17 protein-coding genes are annotated in these 17,286 nt (G+C 70.3%); 9 read left to right on the forward strand and 8 right to left on the reverse strand.

All coding sequences use genetic code 11. The annotated features are described in order from the left end of the window. The first annotated feature begins 31 nt into the window (after positions 1 to 31). A complete protein-coding gene (locus MXD60_RS02465; protein WP_248817224.1) occupies positions 32 to 745 on the forward strand; it encodes a class I SAM-dependent methyltransferase in 714 nt (237 codons plus the stop codon). A gap of 228 nt (positions 746 to 973) precedes the next feature. Here the strand turns inward: MXD60_RS02465 and MXD60_RS02470 are convergent, their stop codons facing one another. The 3 genes from MXD60_RS02470 to MXD60_RS02480 all read right to left on the reverse strand — a co-directional run bounded on the left by MXD60_RS02470 (position 974) and on the right by MXD60_RS02480 (position 4,667). Continuing rightward, positions 974 to 1,684 (reverse strand): hypothetical protein, encoded by a 711-nt coding sequence (locus MXD60_RS02470; RefSeq protein WP_248817226.1) that lies wholly within the window; start codon positions 1,682 to 1,684, stop codon positions 974 to 976. A 353-nt stretch (positions 1,685 to 2,037) separates the two neighbouring features. Further along, on the reverse strand, positions 2,038 to 4,245 hold the full coding sequence (locus MXD60_RS02475; protein ID WP_248817227.1) for a N,N-dimethylformamidase beta subunit family domain-containing protein: 2,208 nt from the start codon (positions 4,243 to 4,245) through the stop codon (positions 2,038 to 2,040). Positions 4,246 to 4,307: 62 nt separating this feature from the next. Further along, complete coding sequence (locus MXD60_RS02480) at positions 4,308 to 4,667, reverse strand: N,N-dimethylformamidase alpha subunit family protein (protein ID WP_248817230.1); 360 nt, start codon at positions 4,665 to 4,667, stop codon at positions 4,308 to 4,310. Positions 4,668 to 5,105: 438 nt separating this feature from the next. Between MXD60_RS02480 and MXD60_RS02485 the strand changes: the two genes are divergently transcribed. From MXD60_RS02485 to MXD60_RS02505, 5 genes are all read left to right on the forward strand, one after another. Next, positions 5,106 to 5,843: an SRPBCC family protein gene (locus tag MXD60_RS02485; protein WP_248817232.1), complete on the forward strand. Its 738-nt coding sequence runs from the start codon at positions 5,106 to 5,108 to the stop codon at positions 5,841 to 5,843. A gap of 134 nt (positions 5,844 to 5,977) precedes the next feature. Continuing rightward, a complete protein-coding gene (locus MXD60_RS02490; protein WP_248817234.1) occupies positions 5,978 to 7,426 on the forward strand; it encodes an aldehyde dehydrogenase in 1,449 nt (482 codons plus the stop codon). 132 nt (positions 7,427 to 7,558) lie between these two features. After that, positions 7,559 to 8,686: an NAD(P)-dependent alcohol dehydrogenase gene (locus tag MXD60_RS02495; RefSeq protein WP_248817236.1), complete on the forward strand. Its 1,128-nt coding sequence runs from the start codon at positions 7,559 to 7,561 to the stop codon at positions 8,684 to 8,686. Next, positions 8,665 to 8,943, forward strand: a complete 279-nt coding sequence (locus MXD60_RS02500; protein ID WP_248817238.1) for a hypothetical protein — start codon at positions 8,665 to 8,667, stop codon at positions 8,941 to 8,943. Before MXD60_RS02495 ends, MXD60_RS02500 begins: the two co-directional genes overlap by 22 nt. 199 nt (positions 8,944 to 9,142) lie before the next feature. Beyond that, on the forward strand, positions 9,143 to 10,123 hold the full coding sequence (locus MXD60_RS02505) for a phosphotransferase family protein (RefSeq protein ID WP_248817240.1): 981 nt from the start codon (positions 9,143 to 9,145) through the stop codon (positions 10,121 to 10,123). Positions 10,124 to 10,134: 11 nt separating this feature from the next. Here MXD60_RS02505 and MXD60_RS02510 read toward each other — a convergent pair whose 3' ends face one another. Continuing rightward, the gene (locus MXD60_RS02510; protein ID WP_248817241.1) at positions 10,135 to 11,430 is read right to left on the reverse strand and encodes an acyl-CoA dehydrogenase family protein; all 1,296 of its coding nucleotides are present in this window, start codon (positions 11,428 to 11,430) and stop codon (positions 10,135 to 10,137) included. Between the two features lie 56 nt (positions 11,431 to 11,486). Here MXD60_RS02510 and MXD60_RS02515 point away from each other — a divergent pair, with 56 nt between their 5' ends. The 3 genes from MXD60_RS02515 (at position 11,487) to MXD60_RS02525 (ending at position 14,540) form a co-directional block, all read left to right on the forward strand. Beyond that, positions 11,487 to 12,380 carry an SDR family oxidoreductase gene (locus tag MXD60_RS02515; RefSeq protein WP_248817243.1) on the forward strand — a complete coding sequence of 298 codons (894 nt, stop codon included), beginning with the start codon at positions 11,487 to 11,489 and terminating at the stop codon, positions 12,378 to 12,380. Position 12,381: 1 nt separating this feature from the next. Beyond that, on the forward strand, positions 12,382 to 13,608 hold the full coding sequence (locus tag MXD60_RS02520) for an acetyl-CoA C-acetyltransferase (protein ID WP_248817245.1): 1,227 nt from the start codon (positions 12,382 to 12,384) through the stop codon (positions 13,606 to 13,608). A 215-nt stretch (positions 13,609 to 13,823) separates the two neighbouring features. Then, the gene (locus tag MXD60_RS02525) at positions 13,824 to 14,540 is read left to right on the forward strand and encodes a TetR/AcrR family transcriptional regulator (RefSeq protein ID WP_248817247.1); all 717 of its coding nucleotides are present in this window, start codon (positions 13,824 to 13,826) and stop codon (positions 14,538 to 14,540) included. Between the two features lie 28 nt (positions 14,541 to 14,568). Here MXD60_RS02525 and MXD60_RS02530 read toward each other — a convergent pair whose 3' ends face one another. The 4 genes from MXD60_RS02530 to MXD60_RS02545 all read right to left on the reverse strand — a co-directional run bounded on the left by MXD60_RS02530 (position 14,569) and on the right by MXD60_RS02545 (position 17,280). After that, a complete protein-coding gene (locus MXD60_RS02530; RefSeq protein ID WP_248817249.1) occupies positions 14,569 to 14,952 on the reverse strand; it encodes an LLM class oxidoreductase in 384 nt (127 codons plus the stop codon). After that, positions 14,949 to 15,428, reverse strand: a complete 480-nt coding sequence (locus MXD60_RS02535; protein ID WP_248817251.1) for an LLM class flavin-dependent oxidoreductase — start codon at positions 15,426 to 15,428, stop codon at positions 14,949 to 14,951. Before MXD60_RS02535 ends, MXD60_RS02530 begins: the two co-directional genes overlap by 4 nt. Before the next feature lie 128 nt (positions 15,429 to 15,556). Beyond that, positions 15,557 to 16,270, reverse strand: a complete 714-nt coding sequence (locus MXD60_RS28470) for a class I adenylate-forming enzyme family protein (RefSeq protein WP_283097641.1) — start codon at positions 16,268 to 16,270, stop codon at positions 15,557 to 15,559. A gap of 50 nt (positions 16,271 to 16,320) precedes the next feature. Continuing rightward, the gene (locus MXD60_RS02545) at positions 16,321 to 17,280 is read right to left on the reverse strand and encodes an AMP-binding protein (RefSeq protein WP_283097642.1); all 960 of its coding nucleotides are present in this window, start codon (positions 17,278 to 17,280) and stop codon (positions 16,321 to 16,323) included. Positions 17,281 to 17,286 lie beyond the last annotated feature (6 nt).

A 17,286-nucleotide genomic window follows, 5' to 3' on the forward strand; every position in this document is an offset into this window, starting at 1 on the left:
AGAGGAATCCCTCATGTTCAAGGAGCCGAACATGTCACGTCTTCCGGCCCTTCCATCGCCTCGTTACGGCGTTGACGCCCCGGCGATCCCGGCGGTTCTCGGCGCCGCCGGGGTGGCGTGCTGGCTGACCGCCGCCCAGCGGCGGCCAGGCCGGATCGCGACGGCGGCGGCCGGATCGGTACTGCTGGCCAAGGCCGGCTTCTTCCTGCACACCACACTCCGCGGCAAGATGCGCATCTGGGAGCGGGAACTGGACCGCGCCGGCCTGCGGGGCGACGAACAACTGCTGGACCTGGGCTGTGGCCGCGGCGCGGTGCTGATCGCGGCGGCCAGGCGGCTACCGAAAGGGCGTGCCGTCGGAGCGGACCTGTGGACGAAGGATCAGAGCGGGAACACCCCCACGGCCACGCTCGCCAACGCCGCGGCGGCCGGGGTCGCCGACCGGGTGGAAGTGCACACGGCCGACATGACCGCGCTGCCGTTCGCGGACAGCTCCTTCGACATCGTGACGAGCGCGCTGGCGATCCACAACATCCCATCGCCGGTGGGGCGCTACCGCGCGGTGGATGAGGCCATGCGGGTGCTGCGCCCGGGCGGGCAGCTGGTCATCGCCGATCCCTGGCCCATGGCCAGGAAGTACGCCGCGCACATCGGCCAGGGCACGCTGCGCCCGCTCGGGCCCGGGTACTGGTACGGCGGCCCCTGGCTCGGCGTCACGATGCTGCACGCCGTCAAGGAGAACTGACCGGAGACCTGTAGGTCCAGAGCGCGCTCTGGACCTACAGAGAAGCTGCCAGAGCACCGTGAGACGGCACGGTGCTCTGGCGCCAGTCGAGGAACGCGGCCGAGTGGAGATCCGGTGCCGGCGCCGACCGCCCACCGCGCCGCGGGCGCCGACCGCCCACTGCGCCGCATCGGAATCGAGGACCCTTGGCCGGCTCCTTCGATCGCGTGCGCCGACATCACCGCGGAATCATCCGCCGTGAGCCTGCCGGCGGCCCCGGCGGAAGAAGTCGAGGGCGTCCGCGGCCGAGGGAACGTTGTCCCAGGTGACGTAGGCGCCGAAAGACGCGTTCCAGAAGCCGTCCGACGATGGCGGCGGCGGTGACGGGGGACCGACGTAGAGGTAGGGCTGCGAAATCTGCTCGTCGCCGGGCGACGCGCCGTAGTTGATGTCGCCGGCCCGGAGGGCGACGTCAGCGTGTTCGGGCCAGAGGGTGACCTCACTCGGGTCGTCCCCGGGGATCTCGGCTCGCCATTCGTGCAGTGCCGTGCTGCCGAGCGCGTACCAGTCGGCGATGCGCCGGGCAGCCTCGGCGTCGAGGGCCAGTGCGGCGTCGGAGTCGCAGGGCGTGTTCAGGTGGTAGACTGCGGTCGGGCCGCCCGGCGCGCTCAGGCCGGCCAGGGTCGCGGCGGCGCGCAGTGTGCGCAGTGGCGCGCGCGTCACCGCCTCGCCGGACGCCGAGCCGTCCGTCCCGACGCGCACGACGAGGTCGGTGCCCTCGACGGCGACGGTTCGGGCGTCGTCGCCGAACGCAGGCGTGGCGAACCCGCCGGGCGTGACGATCAGGCCGATGCGGCCGGTGGACTGGTAGCGAGCGGCGGCGAGGACGTGCTCGGCGACGGCGTGCAACGCCGCGCGGGTCTGGACGAAGGTGGCGTCGATGTCGCTGTCGTTACTCATGACGGGCTACCTGGCTTCCGAGCTGTCGAGGCGGGCCTGGCCCACTGGTCCGGTGGCCACAAAGGTAGTCCGCTGCCCGGCGGCATCGGTCTCCGCGATGCGCCGGGCAGTCCACCTCGTCCGGGATCTGGACTGTCCGCGGTTCAGTCGCGGGAAACCCACCAGCTGGAGCCGCCCGGCCCGACGATGGTCTGCTCTGGCCAGTCCGGATGGACGTGTCGCTGTCATCGGTGTCGCTGTCATCGATCTGTGCACGACGCGGACCGCGACGTCGTTCTACCCCGCCGTCTCGGTTGGCGGCTGCATGCTTCGACGCCAGGAGTGCCGTCTGGATCCGTCGGGATCCGTCGGGATCACAGCGTCGAGAAGCGATCGAGAACGTTGGCGGTGATGCGCGCGACGTTGTTGTCGTAGTCGTTGTGAGAGAGGCTTCCCGCCCAGGCGATCGACGAGGTCGAAAAGACAGCGCCGCCCGATTCGGTCTCGAGCAGGGTCATGTCCGCGCGGACGTCTCGGTGCTCGCTGCCGCCGAGCCCCGGGTACATGAAACCGATCTCTTCCACCACCAGCAGGTAGGAGTCGTCGTGGTACTCCGAGGAGGCGAGCAGGTAGGTGCCCGGTGGGGTGCCCAGCCGGACGTCGGCGCGGTCCAGTTCCTGGCCGGCGGCGCCGGCGCCCTCCAGGCCGAAGTCACCGATCAGTTCCTCCTCGCCGACACCGGAGAAGACCCAGGACACCGCTGCCTCGGCGCTGTCCGGCATCCGCCGGTAGTACGAGGACCCGTTGAACCCCTCCGCCGTGAACCCGGTGCCGAAGACCTTCTGCGGAGCGCGGCCACGGTTTCGCCACAGGCCGCCCTTCTCGCCGGTGGTGGAGTGGAGGGTCTCCCCGGGCGCGGCCTGCCAGGCCCGCGAACCAGCCTCACCCTTGCGGACCTCCATGACCCAGGGCTTCTCCGGATGGAAGGACGCGACCCAGTAGAATCCGTTGCCACCCATGTACATCACGCGCCCGCCATCGACGACGTAGTCCTCGAAGGCATCGAGCATCCGTTCTGAGGTGTATTCGGGATGGGTGCCGGTCATGACCACCCGATAGGGCCGCATCGCGTCCACGCCACGTCGGTGGACATCCTCGTCGCAGAGGACGTCGAACTCGTATCCCTTCTCGGTCAGCCAGTCGACGAGATAAAGGTCCGCGGGGAACTGCCAGGTGCCCAGATGCGTGAACCGGTACCGCGGGCGCATGTTCAGGATCGGCCGGCGCCGCGAGGTGTAGGCAACGCCGCTGCCGTCGACATGCAGGTCGTAGGTCGAGCGTCCGAACTCGCCGTGTTCGAGCTTGAGCACGTCCAGCGGCTGCACCAGGGGCGTGTGCCCGCCGACCGCCTGCCCGATCGGTGAACCACTGCCCAGATGCTCGTTGGCGTAGGCCTGGTAACTCGCAGTCGGCAGCAGCAGGGCGATCGATTTCTCCGCGCCCTGAGCGGCGCCGACCAGGAACGGCACGTGGTCCTCGAAGCCGCCCGCCCGTAGCCGCAGTGCGTATACGCCCGATGGCATTTCGGCGCCCACCGACAGCGTGCAGGTCGGCGCCCAGCCGGTGTCGTCGACGTCGTCGGTGTGAAAGTGCACCGCGCCGTACAGCTCGGGATGGGCCGTCCAGTTGTATGAGGAACCGTCCCAGTTGTGGGCGGTCACGGCGCGAGTGGGCATGTTCACCAGACTGCCGGCGACGCGTTCACCTTCACCGCGGTCGCCGGGCGCGATCTCGGTGCCCTCGATTCCGGTGGACAGGTCCCACCAGGCTCCGAGCCCTTCGATCACCGCCGGCGCCTTACCGCTGCCGGCCAACTGGCGCACCTCGTCGCCGGTCAGAGGCCGCCGGTAGACCGCTGGAAGCGCGATCTTGCCGTTGTATCCCCCTCGTACGACAGTGCCGTCGGTCGTGTCCAGAGCGCCGAGGAGCAGATCGACGGCCGGGATCTCGGGTGGGCCAGCAAGGGCGCCGGTGACCTCCACCACGGGGTTGGGCACCACCCGTCCGAACCGGCTGTTGTACGCGTTCACCACTGGCACCGCGGTCACACTGGCCTGACCGGTCGTGCCGTCCCAGCTTGCCGCCAGCGCGTACCAGGTGCCGGCCCGCAGGCCGGTGGGCGCGGTGAGGCAGGCGGAGTCCTGGCCCGCGCCGAACACGAGAGCGGGACGCAGACCATCGGTCAGAACCAGCGCGACGCCTGTCGAGGTCGCGTCGTCCCAGCCGGAGAGCACCGGCTGCCGGGTGCCGTCGGCGGTGGGCTGAACGAAGGCGAAGAGGGTCAGTGAACCGGCCGGCGAGCGCAGGATGTCGCGGGCGCCGGGAATCCGGCCGAACGACCCGACCTGCGCTGGCTGGTCCAACAGCGGATAAACTCCGTTGACCTCGGAGTCGAGCTCGGTCTCGCGAAATCCCGGGCCACCCGGAGTGGTGTCGCCGTGGCGCAACCGGACAAGGTGGGCGTGAAACGTGTCGACCCCCTGCCCGCTGACCCGGAAGGTCAGGTCCTGCCCGGGCCGCACAATGATTTCGTCAGCGTATCCGAGAGCCCAGACCGGCGGCGTTGCAGAACAGCCTTCCGTGCTCACGCAGCCACACCGAACACCAGCCGAACCCTGCTCAGGAAAACCGCATGCGCCGCCGCGCCCACGGTCGGGTGAGGACCGGCGACACGTTCGGTGCGCAGACCCGCCCGGGTGGTCGTGAATCGGGAGACGTACCACCCCTCGTCGCCGTCGTACTCGACGACCAGCTTTCCTTCGATGCTGAACGACCCAAGATAGGTCAGTACGCGGCGGAGCGCGTCGCTGTGTTGGCCGAACGGCTGGCGCTCATGTTCGGCGATCAACTCCGGTGTCAAGGTGGGTCGCAGGTCGGTGCGCCTGCGGTCGTGAAAGCGCGCGGCGACCACGCCGTCGAGCGCCTCCTGGCTGGACAGTGGCACCGGATTCCTCCCGCCGTCAGGACTTCCGGGCCAACCGGCTCCGGCGCTGCGGCCCGACGAGCTTGTGGGTCGGCTACAGCGTGGTCGTCCTCAGGTTCGCACCCGGCGGGTCGCGCGGCTGCTGGGAGCCTCCCTTTCCGCCGTGATGCGGCATCCGTGGCGGCCCCACAGGCTCCCAGGTCCGGCCACTGTTGACCGCGATCGTGGAGCCGTGCTCCGCCTGAGGCCGCTCTGTGCTGACGTCGGCAACTGGGCCGTCGGTCGAACGTACCGCCCACAGACACGCCTGGGCGGGGCTGTCCGGCCCGGGTGGCGGCCGCGGAAAGTTTGCCCCAGGTGGCGGCGACTGCTTCGTCGCCGGGCAGCACAGGGATTCCGGAGAGCCAGTCGGCGAGTTCCTGACGTCGGCGACTGCCCCAGTCTCGCAGGTCGGTCCACGTGGTGAGCTCACCGAAGGTCACGAACGTGATCAGTGGCCGTCGGCCGATCAGGCGGGTTGCCACGGGCCCACTGAAAAGCTTCGGCTTCATCTGGCTGGTACCGGCCGGCTCGCCAGGAGTCACGGCGCACCTGGGCAGTTTCGCCGAGCCGCTCGCGAGCTACGACTACGCCTCCTTCGAGGCCAACCCGGCGATGGAAGTGGAGCTGCCGGCCAACTGGAAGTGCCTGCTCGAGGCGTTCTTCGAGACGTACCACTTCCCGTTCGTGCACGGCACGTCAATGGTGGGGAAGGGCTCGATCGGAAACATCGTGTCGTTCGACGCCTTCGGTCCCCACGCCCGGCTCGGCGTACCCGGTGTGCTGATGCAGAACCTCGCGGAGGACACCGTCCCCGCGGACATGCACATGAGCGTCCTCTACTTCGTCTACCCGAACCTGGTCATCGCGAACACCGTGCTCGGCTGTGAGCTGATCGAGGCCGGGCCCGCCGGCTCGCCGGGTCGTTCGGTGCTCCGGCACACCTTCCTCAGCAAGATCGACCCCGCGCTGGTCGCCGCGCACACCAACGAGGAGTACCTCAAGGCAATCAGGGCGATCATCCGCGACGAGGACGGGCCCGCGATCACGTCCTCGGGTGGCGGCATCAGCGATGCGGCGCATGAGTTCGCACTGCTGGGCCGCAACGAGCCGGGATGCCAGCACATCCACCGGCAGATCCAGTCCGCTCTCGCGTAGGCGGCCCCTCTGGTAGGAGTGAGTGGCCCGCCGTCACGGCGGGCGTGACCGCACGGCACAACGGGTGGAGGCCCGCTGGCCTCGACGACCGTACCGTCGGCGTCGGCGTCGACGCGCTCGGTGAAGGAGGACGCATGACCATCACGAAAGACACTCTGTATATCGGCGGCGAATGGGTGAAACCCCATGGTTCCAGCACGATCAATGTCATTTCTCCGCATACCGAGGAGCTTTTCGCCACGGTGCCGGAAGCCGACAGCGGCGATGTCGATCGCGCGGTCGCCGCCGCCCGCCGGGCCTTCGACGAGGGCCCGTGGCCCCACACGTCGCCCAAGGACCGCGCCGAGGTGATCCGCGCCGTCAGCGCTGCCATCAAGGCGCGGGCGCAGGAGATCGCCGACACGACGACCGCCGAGATGGGGGCACCGCGCAGCTTCGCCCTGTCGGGCAACGCGTACGCCTCCGCGCTCGTGCTGGACGGGTTCGCCACCCTGCTTGACGACTTCGCGTTCGAGGAGGAACGGCCGGGCTTCGGCGGACGGATCTGTCACGTGCTGAAGCAGCCGGTCGGCGTGACGGCCGCCATCGCACCGTGGAACGTGCCGCTGTTCATCGTCGCGATGAAGCTCGGCGCCGCGCTGGCCGCCGGCGCCACCATGGTCATCAAATCGGCGCCCGAGTCGCCGCTCACCGGCTATCTCCTGGCCGAGATCCTCGACTCGGTCGGTCTGCCTCCCGGGGTCGTCAGCGTGATCACCGCCGATCGTGAGGCGAGCGAGGTCCTGGTCCGCCACCCCGGGATCGACAAGGTGTCGTTCACGGGCAGCACCGCCGTCGGCCGCCGGATCGGCGCCATCTGCGGCGAGCAGCTCAAGCGGTGCACGCTCGAGCTCGGTGGCAAGTCGGCATCGATCCTGCTCGAGGACGCCGACCTGGCCACGGCCATCCCCGGCCTGCTGCCGGCCGCGTTCATGAACAGCGGGCAGGCGTGCGTCGCACAGACCCGGGTGCTGGTGCCCCGCCGCCGGCACGACGAGGTGGTGGCGGCTCTCGAAGCGGCGATCGCCACCCTCAAGGTCGGCGATCCCGCGGATCCGGAGACGTTTGTCGGACCGCTCGTCGCCGACCGGCAGCGCACCCGGGTGGAAGGCCTCATCGAGGCCGGCGTCGGCGAGGGTGCCCGTTTGGTCCGCGGCGGCGGCCGGCCGGCCAACCTGCCGCGGGGCTGGTATGTCGAGCCGACGCTGTTCGCGGACGTCGACAACCAGATGCGCATCGCCCGCGAGGAGGTGTTCGGCCCGGTGCTGGCCGTGCTGCCCTACGACGGTGAGGACGACGCCGTCCGCATCGCCAACGACTCGGACTACGGGCTGTCCGGCTCGGTCTGGACCGGTGACCTGGAGCACGGCATCGCGCTGGGCAGGCGCATCCGTACCGGAACCTTCGCGATCAACTCGGGGGCGGTCATCGACCTCCTGAACCCGTTCGGCGGTTTCAAGCAGTCGGGGCTCGGCCGCGAGCTCGGCCGCGAGGGCCTCGAGGCGTTTCTCGAGACCCAGACCATCATTCCGCCGGTAGGCTGAGTTGCCGATGATGCCCTCAGGTTTCGGGATCAGCGGGGCCTTCTGGATCCACGTCGGCCCGGTCGTGGTGATGCTGGCCGAGCGCCTTGGCCTGCCCGAGCCGACCTGTCCAGACAGGATGTGAGCCCGACCATGACGAGTTCGCGCGGCGCGGTTCTGCGCGGGGCCGACCAGCCCTACGTTCTGGAGACGGTGGAGATCAACGCTCCCCGCCCGGACGAGGTCCTGGTCCGGGTGGTGGCGACCGGCCTCTGCCACACCGAGCTGCTCGCCCGCAAGGGAATGTTCGGCCCAAAGTTCCTCCCCGCGATCCTCGGCCACGAGGGCGCCGGCGTGGTCGAGCAGGTCGGCTCGGCAGTGACCGCCGTAGTCCCCGGCGACCACGTCGTGCTGAGCTTCGACTCGTGCGGCCAGTGCCGCGCCTGCGCGCGCGGTCTGCCGACCAGCTGCGCGTCGTTCGAGCTGCTCAACCTGACCGGGACCCGCGCGGACGGTACCGGCAGTGCCCGGGACGCCGACGGGAACCCGCTGACAAGCCGCTGGTTCGGGCAGTCGTCATTCAGCGAGTTCGCCCTCGCGACCGCCCGCAACGTGGCCAAGGTCGACAAGGGTGCCCCGCTGGAGCTGCTCGGGCCGCTGGGGTGTGGCGTGCAGACCGGTGCCGGCGCGGTGCTGAACCAGCTTCGCCTGGCAGCTGGCGAGTCCGTCGTCATCTTCGGCGTGGGGGCGGTGGGCCTGTCGGCGGTGCTTGCCGCCCGGCTGTCTGGTGCCGGCGAGATCGTCGCCGTGGACCTCAGTCCGGCCCGCCGCGAGCTCGCCCTCGATCTCGGTGCGACCCGGGCCGTCGACGGCGCCGACCCCGATCTCGCCCGCCTGCTCGTCACCCAGGGCCGCTTCGACGCGAGCCTGGACACCACCGGGGTCGGCACGGTCATGGCCACCGCCGTGAACGTGCTGGATCGGCCGGGTTCCTGCGTGCTGCTGGGCGCCGGGCGCGACACGCTGACGGTGCATCCGACGGTCCTGTCGGGCCGGTCGGTGACCTACGGCTTCGAAGGGGGAAGCATCCCGTCGATCTTCATCCCGCGGCTCGTCGACCTGTGGCAGCGCGGTCTGTTCCCGTTCGACCGGCTGATCCGTACCTACCCGCTCGCCGAGATCAACCAGGCCGAGGCGGACGCCGCGGCCGGTGTCGCCATCAAGCCCGTTCTGCTGATGCACGACCACCCGAGTGGATCATGGGCGCTACCGAGGACCTGACGGTCAACTTCGCGGACATCCTCGAGTCCGTTGCCGATGCGGTGCCCGAGCAGCTTTTTCTCGTGGCCGGGGACGTGCGCCTGACCTACGCGGAGCTGGACGCGCGAGCCGACCGGGCGGCCCGCCTGCTGCGCGGGGCCGGGGTGGGCCCGGGTGCCGGCGAGCTTTCGGCGAGATCCAGCCTGCCCACCTCGCCAGGTGCGGCGGGGAGGGCCGCCGGGCCGGAGATCGCCGCGGGACGGCGGACCTCCGCGTGAGGGCCGCCCACGCGCGCGGTGCGGACCGCGGCGTCCCGGCCGGTGCGCGGCATGGCGACCAGGAATTCCTCGCCGCCGTAACGGGCGGTGACGGACATCCGCCGGCAGAGTATCGAATCCGACGCCGGTTTCGATACCTCGGAGTGGACGCCAGGCGGCGACCCGGAGGAGTTGAGACCGGCCCGAGGACGGGTGACTGATGGGACGAGAGATCGATCTGGGCGAGCTCGCCGCACGGCTCGCGAGCATCGAGGTGACCGACCTGCGCCGGCTTTCGGGCGGCGCGTCCAGCCTGTCCTACGCCGCGATGGCGACCATAGCGGGGACGACGCGTCCGGTCGTCGTGAAGGCGGCGCCCCCGGGCCTCGCACCGGTGCGCAACCGTGATGTCCTGCGCCAGGCGGCGCTGCTGCGCCGGTTGGCGCCGACCGGGGTGCCTGTTCCAGAGGTGCTGTGGGACGACCCCGGCGACCCGCCAGGCGTGCCCCCGGTCTTCGTGATGGCATTCGTGCCGGGCTCGTCCTACGAGCCACTGTTCGACCGAGACGGCGAGGACCCGCCGGCCATCGTGGCCGCGCGCATGCGGGCCGCGGCCCAGGCGCTCGCCACGCTGCACCGGCTCGACCCGGCCGGACTCGGGCTGGCCGACGAGCCGCGGGTTGGCCTGGCCGACGAGGTGCGCCGCTGGGAACGGGCGCTGGGAACGGTCGACGCGGCGCTCGTGCCGGGTTGGGAGACCGTGACACGGGCCCTGCTCGCCACCGAGCCTGCGGCGCTGCCCCCCGCCGTCGTGCACGGCGACTTCCGCCTCGGCAACCTGCTGGCCGAAGGACCCACCGTGACGGCGGTCATCGACTGGGAGATCTGGTCGCTCGGCGACCCACGCGTCGACCTCGGCTGGTTCCTCATCAACGCGAACCCCGCGACCTACCGCCGCGAGATCCGCTATGCCGACGCGATCCCCTCGCCGCCCGACCTCGCGGCGACCTATTCCGCGCACCTGGGTCAACCGGTGGCGGCACTGGAGTGGTTCCAGGCGCTCGCCTGTTTCAAGTCCGCGGCGACCTGGTCGCTCATCGTCAAACACGCCCGAGGCCGGCCGACCTCGGATCCGCTGGCCGAGGAGATGGCCGGCCTGCTGCCCGCGCTGCTCGCCCAGGCCGCGGACCTGTTGCGCTGACAGCCGCGCGATCAGGTCCGTGGGATGCCGGTGAGTTGGTCGGCGAACTTCGCCTCGGCCTCGGCGCGCAGGCTGACCAGGTGGCCCGACGGGAACAGGCCCTCAGCGGGTGGGTAGTCCTTCAGCAGCTCCCGCGCGAGGGTCACCTTGTGGACCTCGGTCGGCCCGTCGGCGAGGCCGAGCACGAACGACTCCACGAGGTAGTGGACGAAGGGCATCTCGTGGGTCGTCCCCAGCGAGCCGTGCAGCTGCAACGCCCGGTAGCTCACGTCGTGCAGCACCTTCTGCATCATCGCCTTGACCGCCGAGATGTCCGCGCGGACAGCCTTGTAGTCCTGGAGCTTGTCGATCTTCCAGGCGGTCTGCAGCGTCAGGAGGCGGAACGCCTCGATCTCCATCCACGAGTCGGCGACCATCTCCTGGACGAGCTGCTTGCGGGCCAGCACCTCGCCCTGGGTGAACCGGGACACGGCGCGCTCGCAGATCATGTCGAAGATCCGCCGGACCAGCCCGACCGTGCGCATCGCGTGGTGGATGCGGCCGCCGCCCAGCCGGGTCTGGGCGACCATGAAGGCGCCGCCGCGCGGGCCCAGCATGTTCTCGACCGGGACGCGGACGTTCTCGTACCGGACGTAGCCCTCGATCCCCTCGCCCACCGGCTGGTAGCCCATGCCGACGGTGCGCAGGATGTGCACGCCCGGCGTGTCCGCCGGGACGACGAACATCGACTGCTGCTGGTAGGTCGGCGCGTCGGGATCGGTCACCGTCATCACGATCAGGAAGGACGCGAGCGCGGCGTACGACGTGAACCACTTCTCGCCGTTGATGACCCACTCGTCGCCGTCGAGCGTGGCCTTTGTGGTGAAGACCTTCGGGTCAGCGCCGCCCTGCGGCTCGGTCATCGAGAACGACGACACGATGCGGTTGTCGAGCAACGGCTCCAGGTAGCGCTTCTTGAGCTCCGGTGTGCCGAAGCGGGCGAGGATCTCGCTGTTACCCGAGTCAGGCGCCTGCGAGCCGAAGACGATGGGCGCGCAGACCGACCGGCCGATAATCTCGTTGAGCAGGGCCAGCTTCACCTGCCCGTATCCCGGGCCGCCCAGCTCGGGGCCGAGGTGGGTCGCCCACAGGCCCTTCTTCTTGACCACCGCCTGCAGCGGGGGGATCAGCGCCTGGCGCACCGGGTCACCGAGATCGTGGGACTCGCGCACGACCAGGTCCAGCGGCTCGCACTCGGCGCGCACGAAGGCATCGGCCCAGGTCAGCAGCTCGGCGTACTCCGGATCGGTCGAGAAGTCCCACGCCATGTCCGCCTACCCTTCACCTCTTGCGTCGAAATCGACGTCGATATTGACTGTCTACCATGAGCGAACCCACCACGTGTGCTGACAGGACCTGCATCGTGACCGGAGCCGGGCGCGGTCTCGGCCGGGAGTACGCCCTCCTGCTGGCCGAGCACGGCGCGAACGTCGTCGTCAACGACGTCGGTGGCGATAGGTTCGGGACGGGCGTCAGCAATGGGCCCGCCACCGAGGTCGTCGACGAGATCGTCGCCAAGGGCGGCCGGGCCGTCGCGAACTCCGACGACGTCAGCAGCTGGGACGGCGCCGCCCGGCTCGTCCAGCAGGCGATCGACACGTTCGGCGGCCTCGACGTGCTGGTCAACAACGCCGGCATCCTGCGCGACCGGATGCTGTTCTCGATGTCGGAGCAGGAGTGGGACGCGGTCATCGCCGTCCACCTCAAAGGTACGTTCGCCCCGAGCCGGCACGCCGCCGCGTACTGGCGCGAGCGTGCGAAGGCCGGCCAGAGCAACGACGCCCGCATCATCAACACTACGTCGGTCTCGGGCCTCTACGCCAACCCCGGCCAGAGCAACTACGGCTCGGCGAAGGCCGGGATCGCCGCGTTCACCCAGATCGCGGCGCAGGAGCTGGGCCGCTACGGCGTGACCGTCAACGCGGTCGCACCGGGCGCGCTCACCCGCCTCACCGAGAACCTGGAGATGACCGACGAGCTGCGGACCTCGTTCTCGCCGGCCGCCGTCGCCCCGGTCGTCGCCTGGCTCGCGTCGGGCGACTCCCGCGACGTGACCGGCCAGGTGATCGAGTCGTCCGGCCTCGTGCTGGCCATCGCCGAGGGCTGGCATCGCGGCCCCAGCGTCGCCCCCGTCACCACCGCCACCGAAGTCGGCGAGAAGGTCCGCGAGCTGCTCGCCGACGCCCGCCCGCGCACCCTGTTCCACGAGGTGAGCTGACGTGGACGCCTGGATCGTCGACGCCGTGCGGACCCCGCGCGGCAAGGGCCGGCCCGACGGCGCGCTGCACCACGTCCACCCGCAGGAGCTGCTGGCGCAGTGCCTGCGTGCGCTGCCCGCCCGGGTCGGCTTTGACCCCGTCGAGGTTGAGGACGTCGTCGCCGGCAACGGCATCTTCACCGGCGACCACGGCGACTGCATCGCACGGATGGCGGTCCTGCTCGCCGGCTGGCCGGAGTCGGTGCCCGGCCTGACACTCAACCGCTTCTGCGGCTCCGGCCAGCAGGCCGTCACCATCGCCGCGACCGGCGTCGCGAGCGGCGCCCAGGACCTCGTGGTCGCCGGCGGGGTCGAGTCGATGTCGCGCTGGGGCCTCGCCGCCGGCTCGGTCACCATCGACGGCCAGAACCCGGCGCTGCGCGAACGGTTTACCACCGTGCCGCAGGGCGTCTCGGCCGACCTCATCGCCTCCCTCGCCAAACTGGGGCGCGCGGACGTCGACGCGTTCGCCGTCACCAGCCAGGAGCGTGCCGCCCGGGCCGCGAGCGAAGGGCGTTTCGACCGGAGCATCATCCCGGTCACCGACGCGGCAGGCGAGGTGCTCCTGGCGCAGGACGAGCACCCTCGGCCCGGAACGACCGTGGACGGGCTCGCCCGGCTGCGGCCGGCCTTCGCGGCCGCCGGCGCGGCCCGGGCGGACGGCGAGTCGCGCTCCTATGACGAGCTCGCCCTGTCGCGCTACCCGAGCGTCGACCACGTCGAGCACGTCCACCACGCCGGCAACTCCTCCGGGGTCGTTGACGGTGCCGCCGCCGTGCTGGTGGCGTCCGACGGATGGGTGAAGGCGAACGGGGTCACACCGCGGGCCCGGATCCGCTCTACCGCAGCCGTCGGTTCCGAGCCGATCATCATGCTCACCGCGCCCGCGCCCGCCGCGCGGCGCTGCCTGGCGAAGGCCGGGATGGCGGTCGGCGACATCGACCTGTGGGAGATCAACGAGGCGTTCGCCGCGGTCGCGCTGACGACGATCGCCGACCTCGCCCTCGACTCGGACCGGGTGAACGTCAACGGCGGTGCGATCGCCCTCGGCCACCCGATCGGCGCGACCGGGGCCATGCTGCTCGGTACGGTCATCGACGAGCTGGAACGCCAGGACCTGACGACCGGTCTCGTGACCATGTGCACCGGCGGCGGCATGGGCACCGCCACCGTGATCGAGCGAGTCTGACCCGACGCTGGCCGTGCGGACCGGGGTCGGCACGACCAGTGTTGTCGGCGCGCCTCGACTCCGGCCACTTTCCGTACGATCCCGTCTACCGTCGACAGGCGCGAACCTTCCGACTGGGTAGCATCCGCATCCACGTCTTCCGCAGCCGAGCTGCGGCGCACTGAAGTAGAATTCGACGTCGACCTCGAAAACGTGGACCGTCAGGAGAGAGCCGCGTGACCTCCTTGGTACCGCGGGCACCGCTCGCGGAGCAGCCAGCGTCCGAGACCAATGCCCCGGATGCCGCCTCGCTGCGCGTGCTCTCCCCCAAGGGCCTGCGGACGCGGGCGCGCCTGATCGACGCGGCGAAGTCCGTCTTCGAACGGGACGGGTTCCTGGAGGCGCGGATCACCGATATCGCCGAGACCGCTCGGATCGCGCCCGGCACCTTCTACCACTACTTCGAGTCCAAGGAAGAGATCTTCCGCGAAGTGGCCCGCGCCCAGGAGGAACGACTCACCGCACCGCCCGGCCCCGAGGCGACCGACGCCGCGGCCATCGATTCGATCTGGCAGCGCATTCGGCGGTCCAACCGCCTCTACCTCGCTCGCTACCGCGACGAGGCGGCGATCATGGGCGTGATCGAGCAGGTCTCGCGGTACGACCCGCCGGTCAACGCCGCCCGCATGGCCACGATGAAGCATTTCGTCACCCGCGCCGAGCACGCGATCCTGCGGCTGCAGAAGGCGGGCGCGGCCGACCCGCGGATCGACCCGCTGTTCGCCGCCGAAGCCCTCGGCGCCATGACCGCCCGCTTCGCCGAACTGTGGCTCGTCCAGAACTTCCGGAACTACGAGTTCGACGAAGCGGTCGAACAACTGACCATACTCTGGGCGAACGCGCTGGGTCTCCGTGAGGAGCCACCGCCGCCGAAGCAGGCTGGCAGACGCTAGGTCGGGGGGATCACGGGCGTTCGAGGGATCAGCCCGCGACCAGACGCTTGAACTCGGTGACGACATCCGTCCACCGGTCGACGGACTCCGGCTCCTGGCTCCACTGCTCGAGCGTCGAATAACAGACGATCCGGGAGGCCGTGGCGCCGTACTTCTCCGCCAATGCCTTGGGCAGGCCCGACCAGGTCGCCGTAACCGTGAAGGCGTCCAGCATCTCCTCGCTGATGAGCTCGGACATCCGGTTGACCTCACCGGCGCGCATGTGCTCGTTCAGCCGCTCACCGACACCGGGCCAGCCGGAGCTGTCGAACACGACGCCATAGCCCGGCGTGGACCCGTAGAACGCGAGGCGCTGGCGCAGCTGCTCCCGTTGCCGCGCGAGCGACCTCTCATCGTCGCTGACCGCCGTCATCCCGGGTCGGGGAACAGCAGCGGCGGCGGGCTCCAGGTGTCCGTCAGCAGCGAGAACGAGTAGTAGTACCCCTGGAAAGACAGCTTCTTGCGGCGGCCGAACGCGGCGAAGATCTCGCGCAGCGCGAGCACGTATTCCTTGATTCGCGGTCCGGGCGGCTGGAAGGCGGCGGAGTAACGGCGTTCGACATGAGCCTTCACCTGCGTACCCAGGCCGAGGTGAAAGTTGCCCCCGGTGGCCTCCGCCAGCATCCAGGCGTCCTGCGCCGTAACCATCGGGCTGCGACCGAAGGCCACGGCTATTCCCGTGCCGAGCGCGAGATGATCCGTCGTCGCGGCGGCCACGGCGCCCAGGGAGAACGCCGACGCGCTGCCCTCGGGTATCCAGAGCCCGTCGAACCCTGCGGCCTCGGCGCCGCGCGATCTGGTCTTCATGCCGGCCACGGTCGAGCCGCCGCCGAACGCATCGATCCGCACAGTTCCTCCGATTTCCAGAGTCGTCACGGCGGGACAAGGAGCGACGCGAGCCGATCCGACAGGACAACCTCCGCCGGGGCGAACGGCAACGGCCGCGGCCGCCACCGCGCGGACGTCGCCGCCGTCGCTCACGGACCGGGGCGGTCGACCCGCGCCGCGCGCTCCAGTTCGCTTTTCAGGAGCTTGCCGGTCCGCGTGTAGGGCAACGCCTCCCGGAACTCGACAAAGGCCGGGACCTTGAAGGACGCGAGGGCCGCTGTGCACCAGGCACGCACCTGATCGGCCGTCAGGACAGCGCCGTCGCGCACGACGACGAACGCCTTGGGCTCCTGCCCAAGCTCAGCATGGTCGACGCCGACGACCGCCGCGTCGGCGATGTCCGGATGCTCGACGGGGCGATTCTCGATCTCGATGGGGTAGATGTTCTCGCCGCCCCGACGAATCAGATCCCGGCGCCGGCTCTCCAAGTAGAGCATTCCGGCCGAGACCCAGCCGAAGTCGCCAGTGCGGTACCAGCGGTCCTCGTCCAGCGCGGCCGCGGTCGCCGCCAGGTCGTCCCAGTAGCCGAGAAAGACAGAGGGTGAGTGCAGGTAGATCTCGCCGATGTCGCCTTCCGGCAGCACCGCGCCGTCATCGCCCCGGATCTCGATCCGCGTCGTGAGCTGGGCGGGGCCGACGGACTCGGGCACCTGGACGAAAAGCTCGCCGCCGATCTGGATCCCCAGGCCCATGGTCTCGCTCATGCCGTAGCCGTTGCCCAGCTGGATGGCGGGGAACCGGGTGTGGAGCGCACGGACCAACTCCGGTGCGAAGACCGCCCCGCCGGAGCCGACGGACCGCAACGATCCCAGATCGTAGGAGTCGATCCTAGTGTCGCGTGATTCTGTTTCCTTTATTTGCTGTTGTTGGCGACGAGTTTCTTGACACTGGACCAGAACTGGGTGGGCACGCCGGACCAGGCCGTGATCCGGTGCTCGGCCGTCAGCCGCATCGTCACGGCGGGATCCCACGGACCGGCCGGCGGAAACACCAGTTTCGAGCTGGTGGCGGCGGCGGTGACGAACACACCGGCCACACCCGAGACGTGGAACAGCGGGCTGGAGACGAGCATGCCGTCCTGCGGCTGAGCGACGGGACTGCCTGTGCCGGGGCTGCCCGTGGCGGGGACTGCCGCCGCCGCGGCGGCCGCGGCGCGGAACCGGGACACGAGAGTGAGGTTGAGGATGTTGCGGTGCGACAACGTGGCGCCCTTGGCACGCCCGGTGGTACCGCTCGTGAACACGATGACGGCCGGGGTGTCCTCGGGGAGGTCCACCGGCGCGGGAGTCCTACCGCGGTACTCGTCAGCCTCCGCGCGAAGCTCGCCGAACAGCCTGACCGGCAGCCCCTGCGGCAGCGAGGCGCCGTCCAGGCGGGCGAGCCGGCGGGCGTCGCCGGCGACGAGCTTCGGCGTGGTGAGCGCGATGCCGTAGTCGAGTTCCGGCGCGGTCCACCACCCGTTCAGGCTGGTCACGACGGCGCCGACGGTGACCACCGCCCACATCAGGATCGCGTACTCAGCGTCGTTGGCGGCCACGATCGCGACGCGATCTCCCGCCCCCACCGCGTACCGCTCGGTTAACAGCGTGACGGTGGCTTCGATGTCCGCGACCGCCTCCCGATAGGTCCAGCCGCGGTCAGACGAGACCAGGAACGGCAGATCCGGTTCCCCCGCCCGCTGGGCTGCCAGCGCCTGACGCAGAGTCCTCGGCCGGCGCAGGAACACGGTATGTGGCCGCCCTGACACCAGCTCCGTGGCGAGCTCGAACGGCGCGCCCGGCCCGAGCAGGGCGTCGCCGGCCTCCGGGGGCAACGCCGC

It is taken from the genome of Frankia sp. AgB32, from assembly GCF_023243045.1.
Classification (GTDB): domain Bacteria; phylum Actinomycetota; class Actinomycetes; order Frankiales; family Frankiaceae; genus Frankia.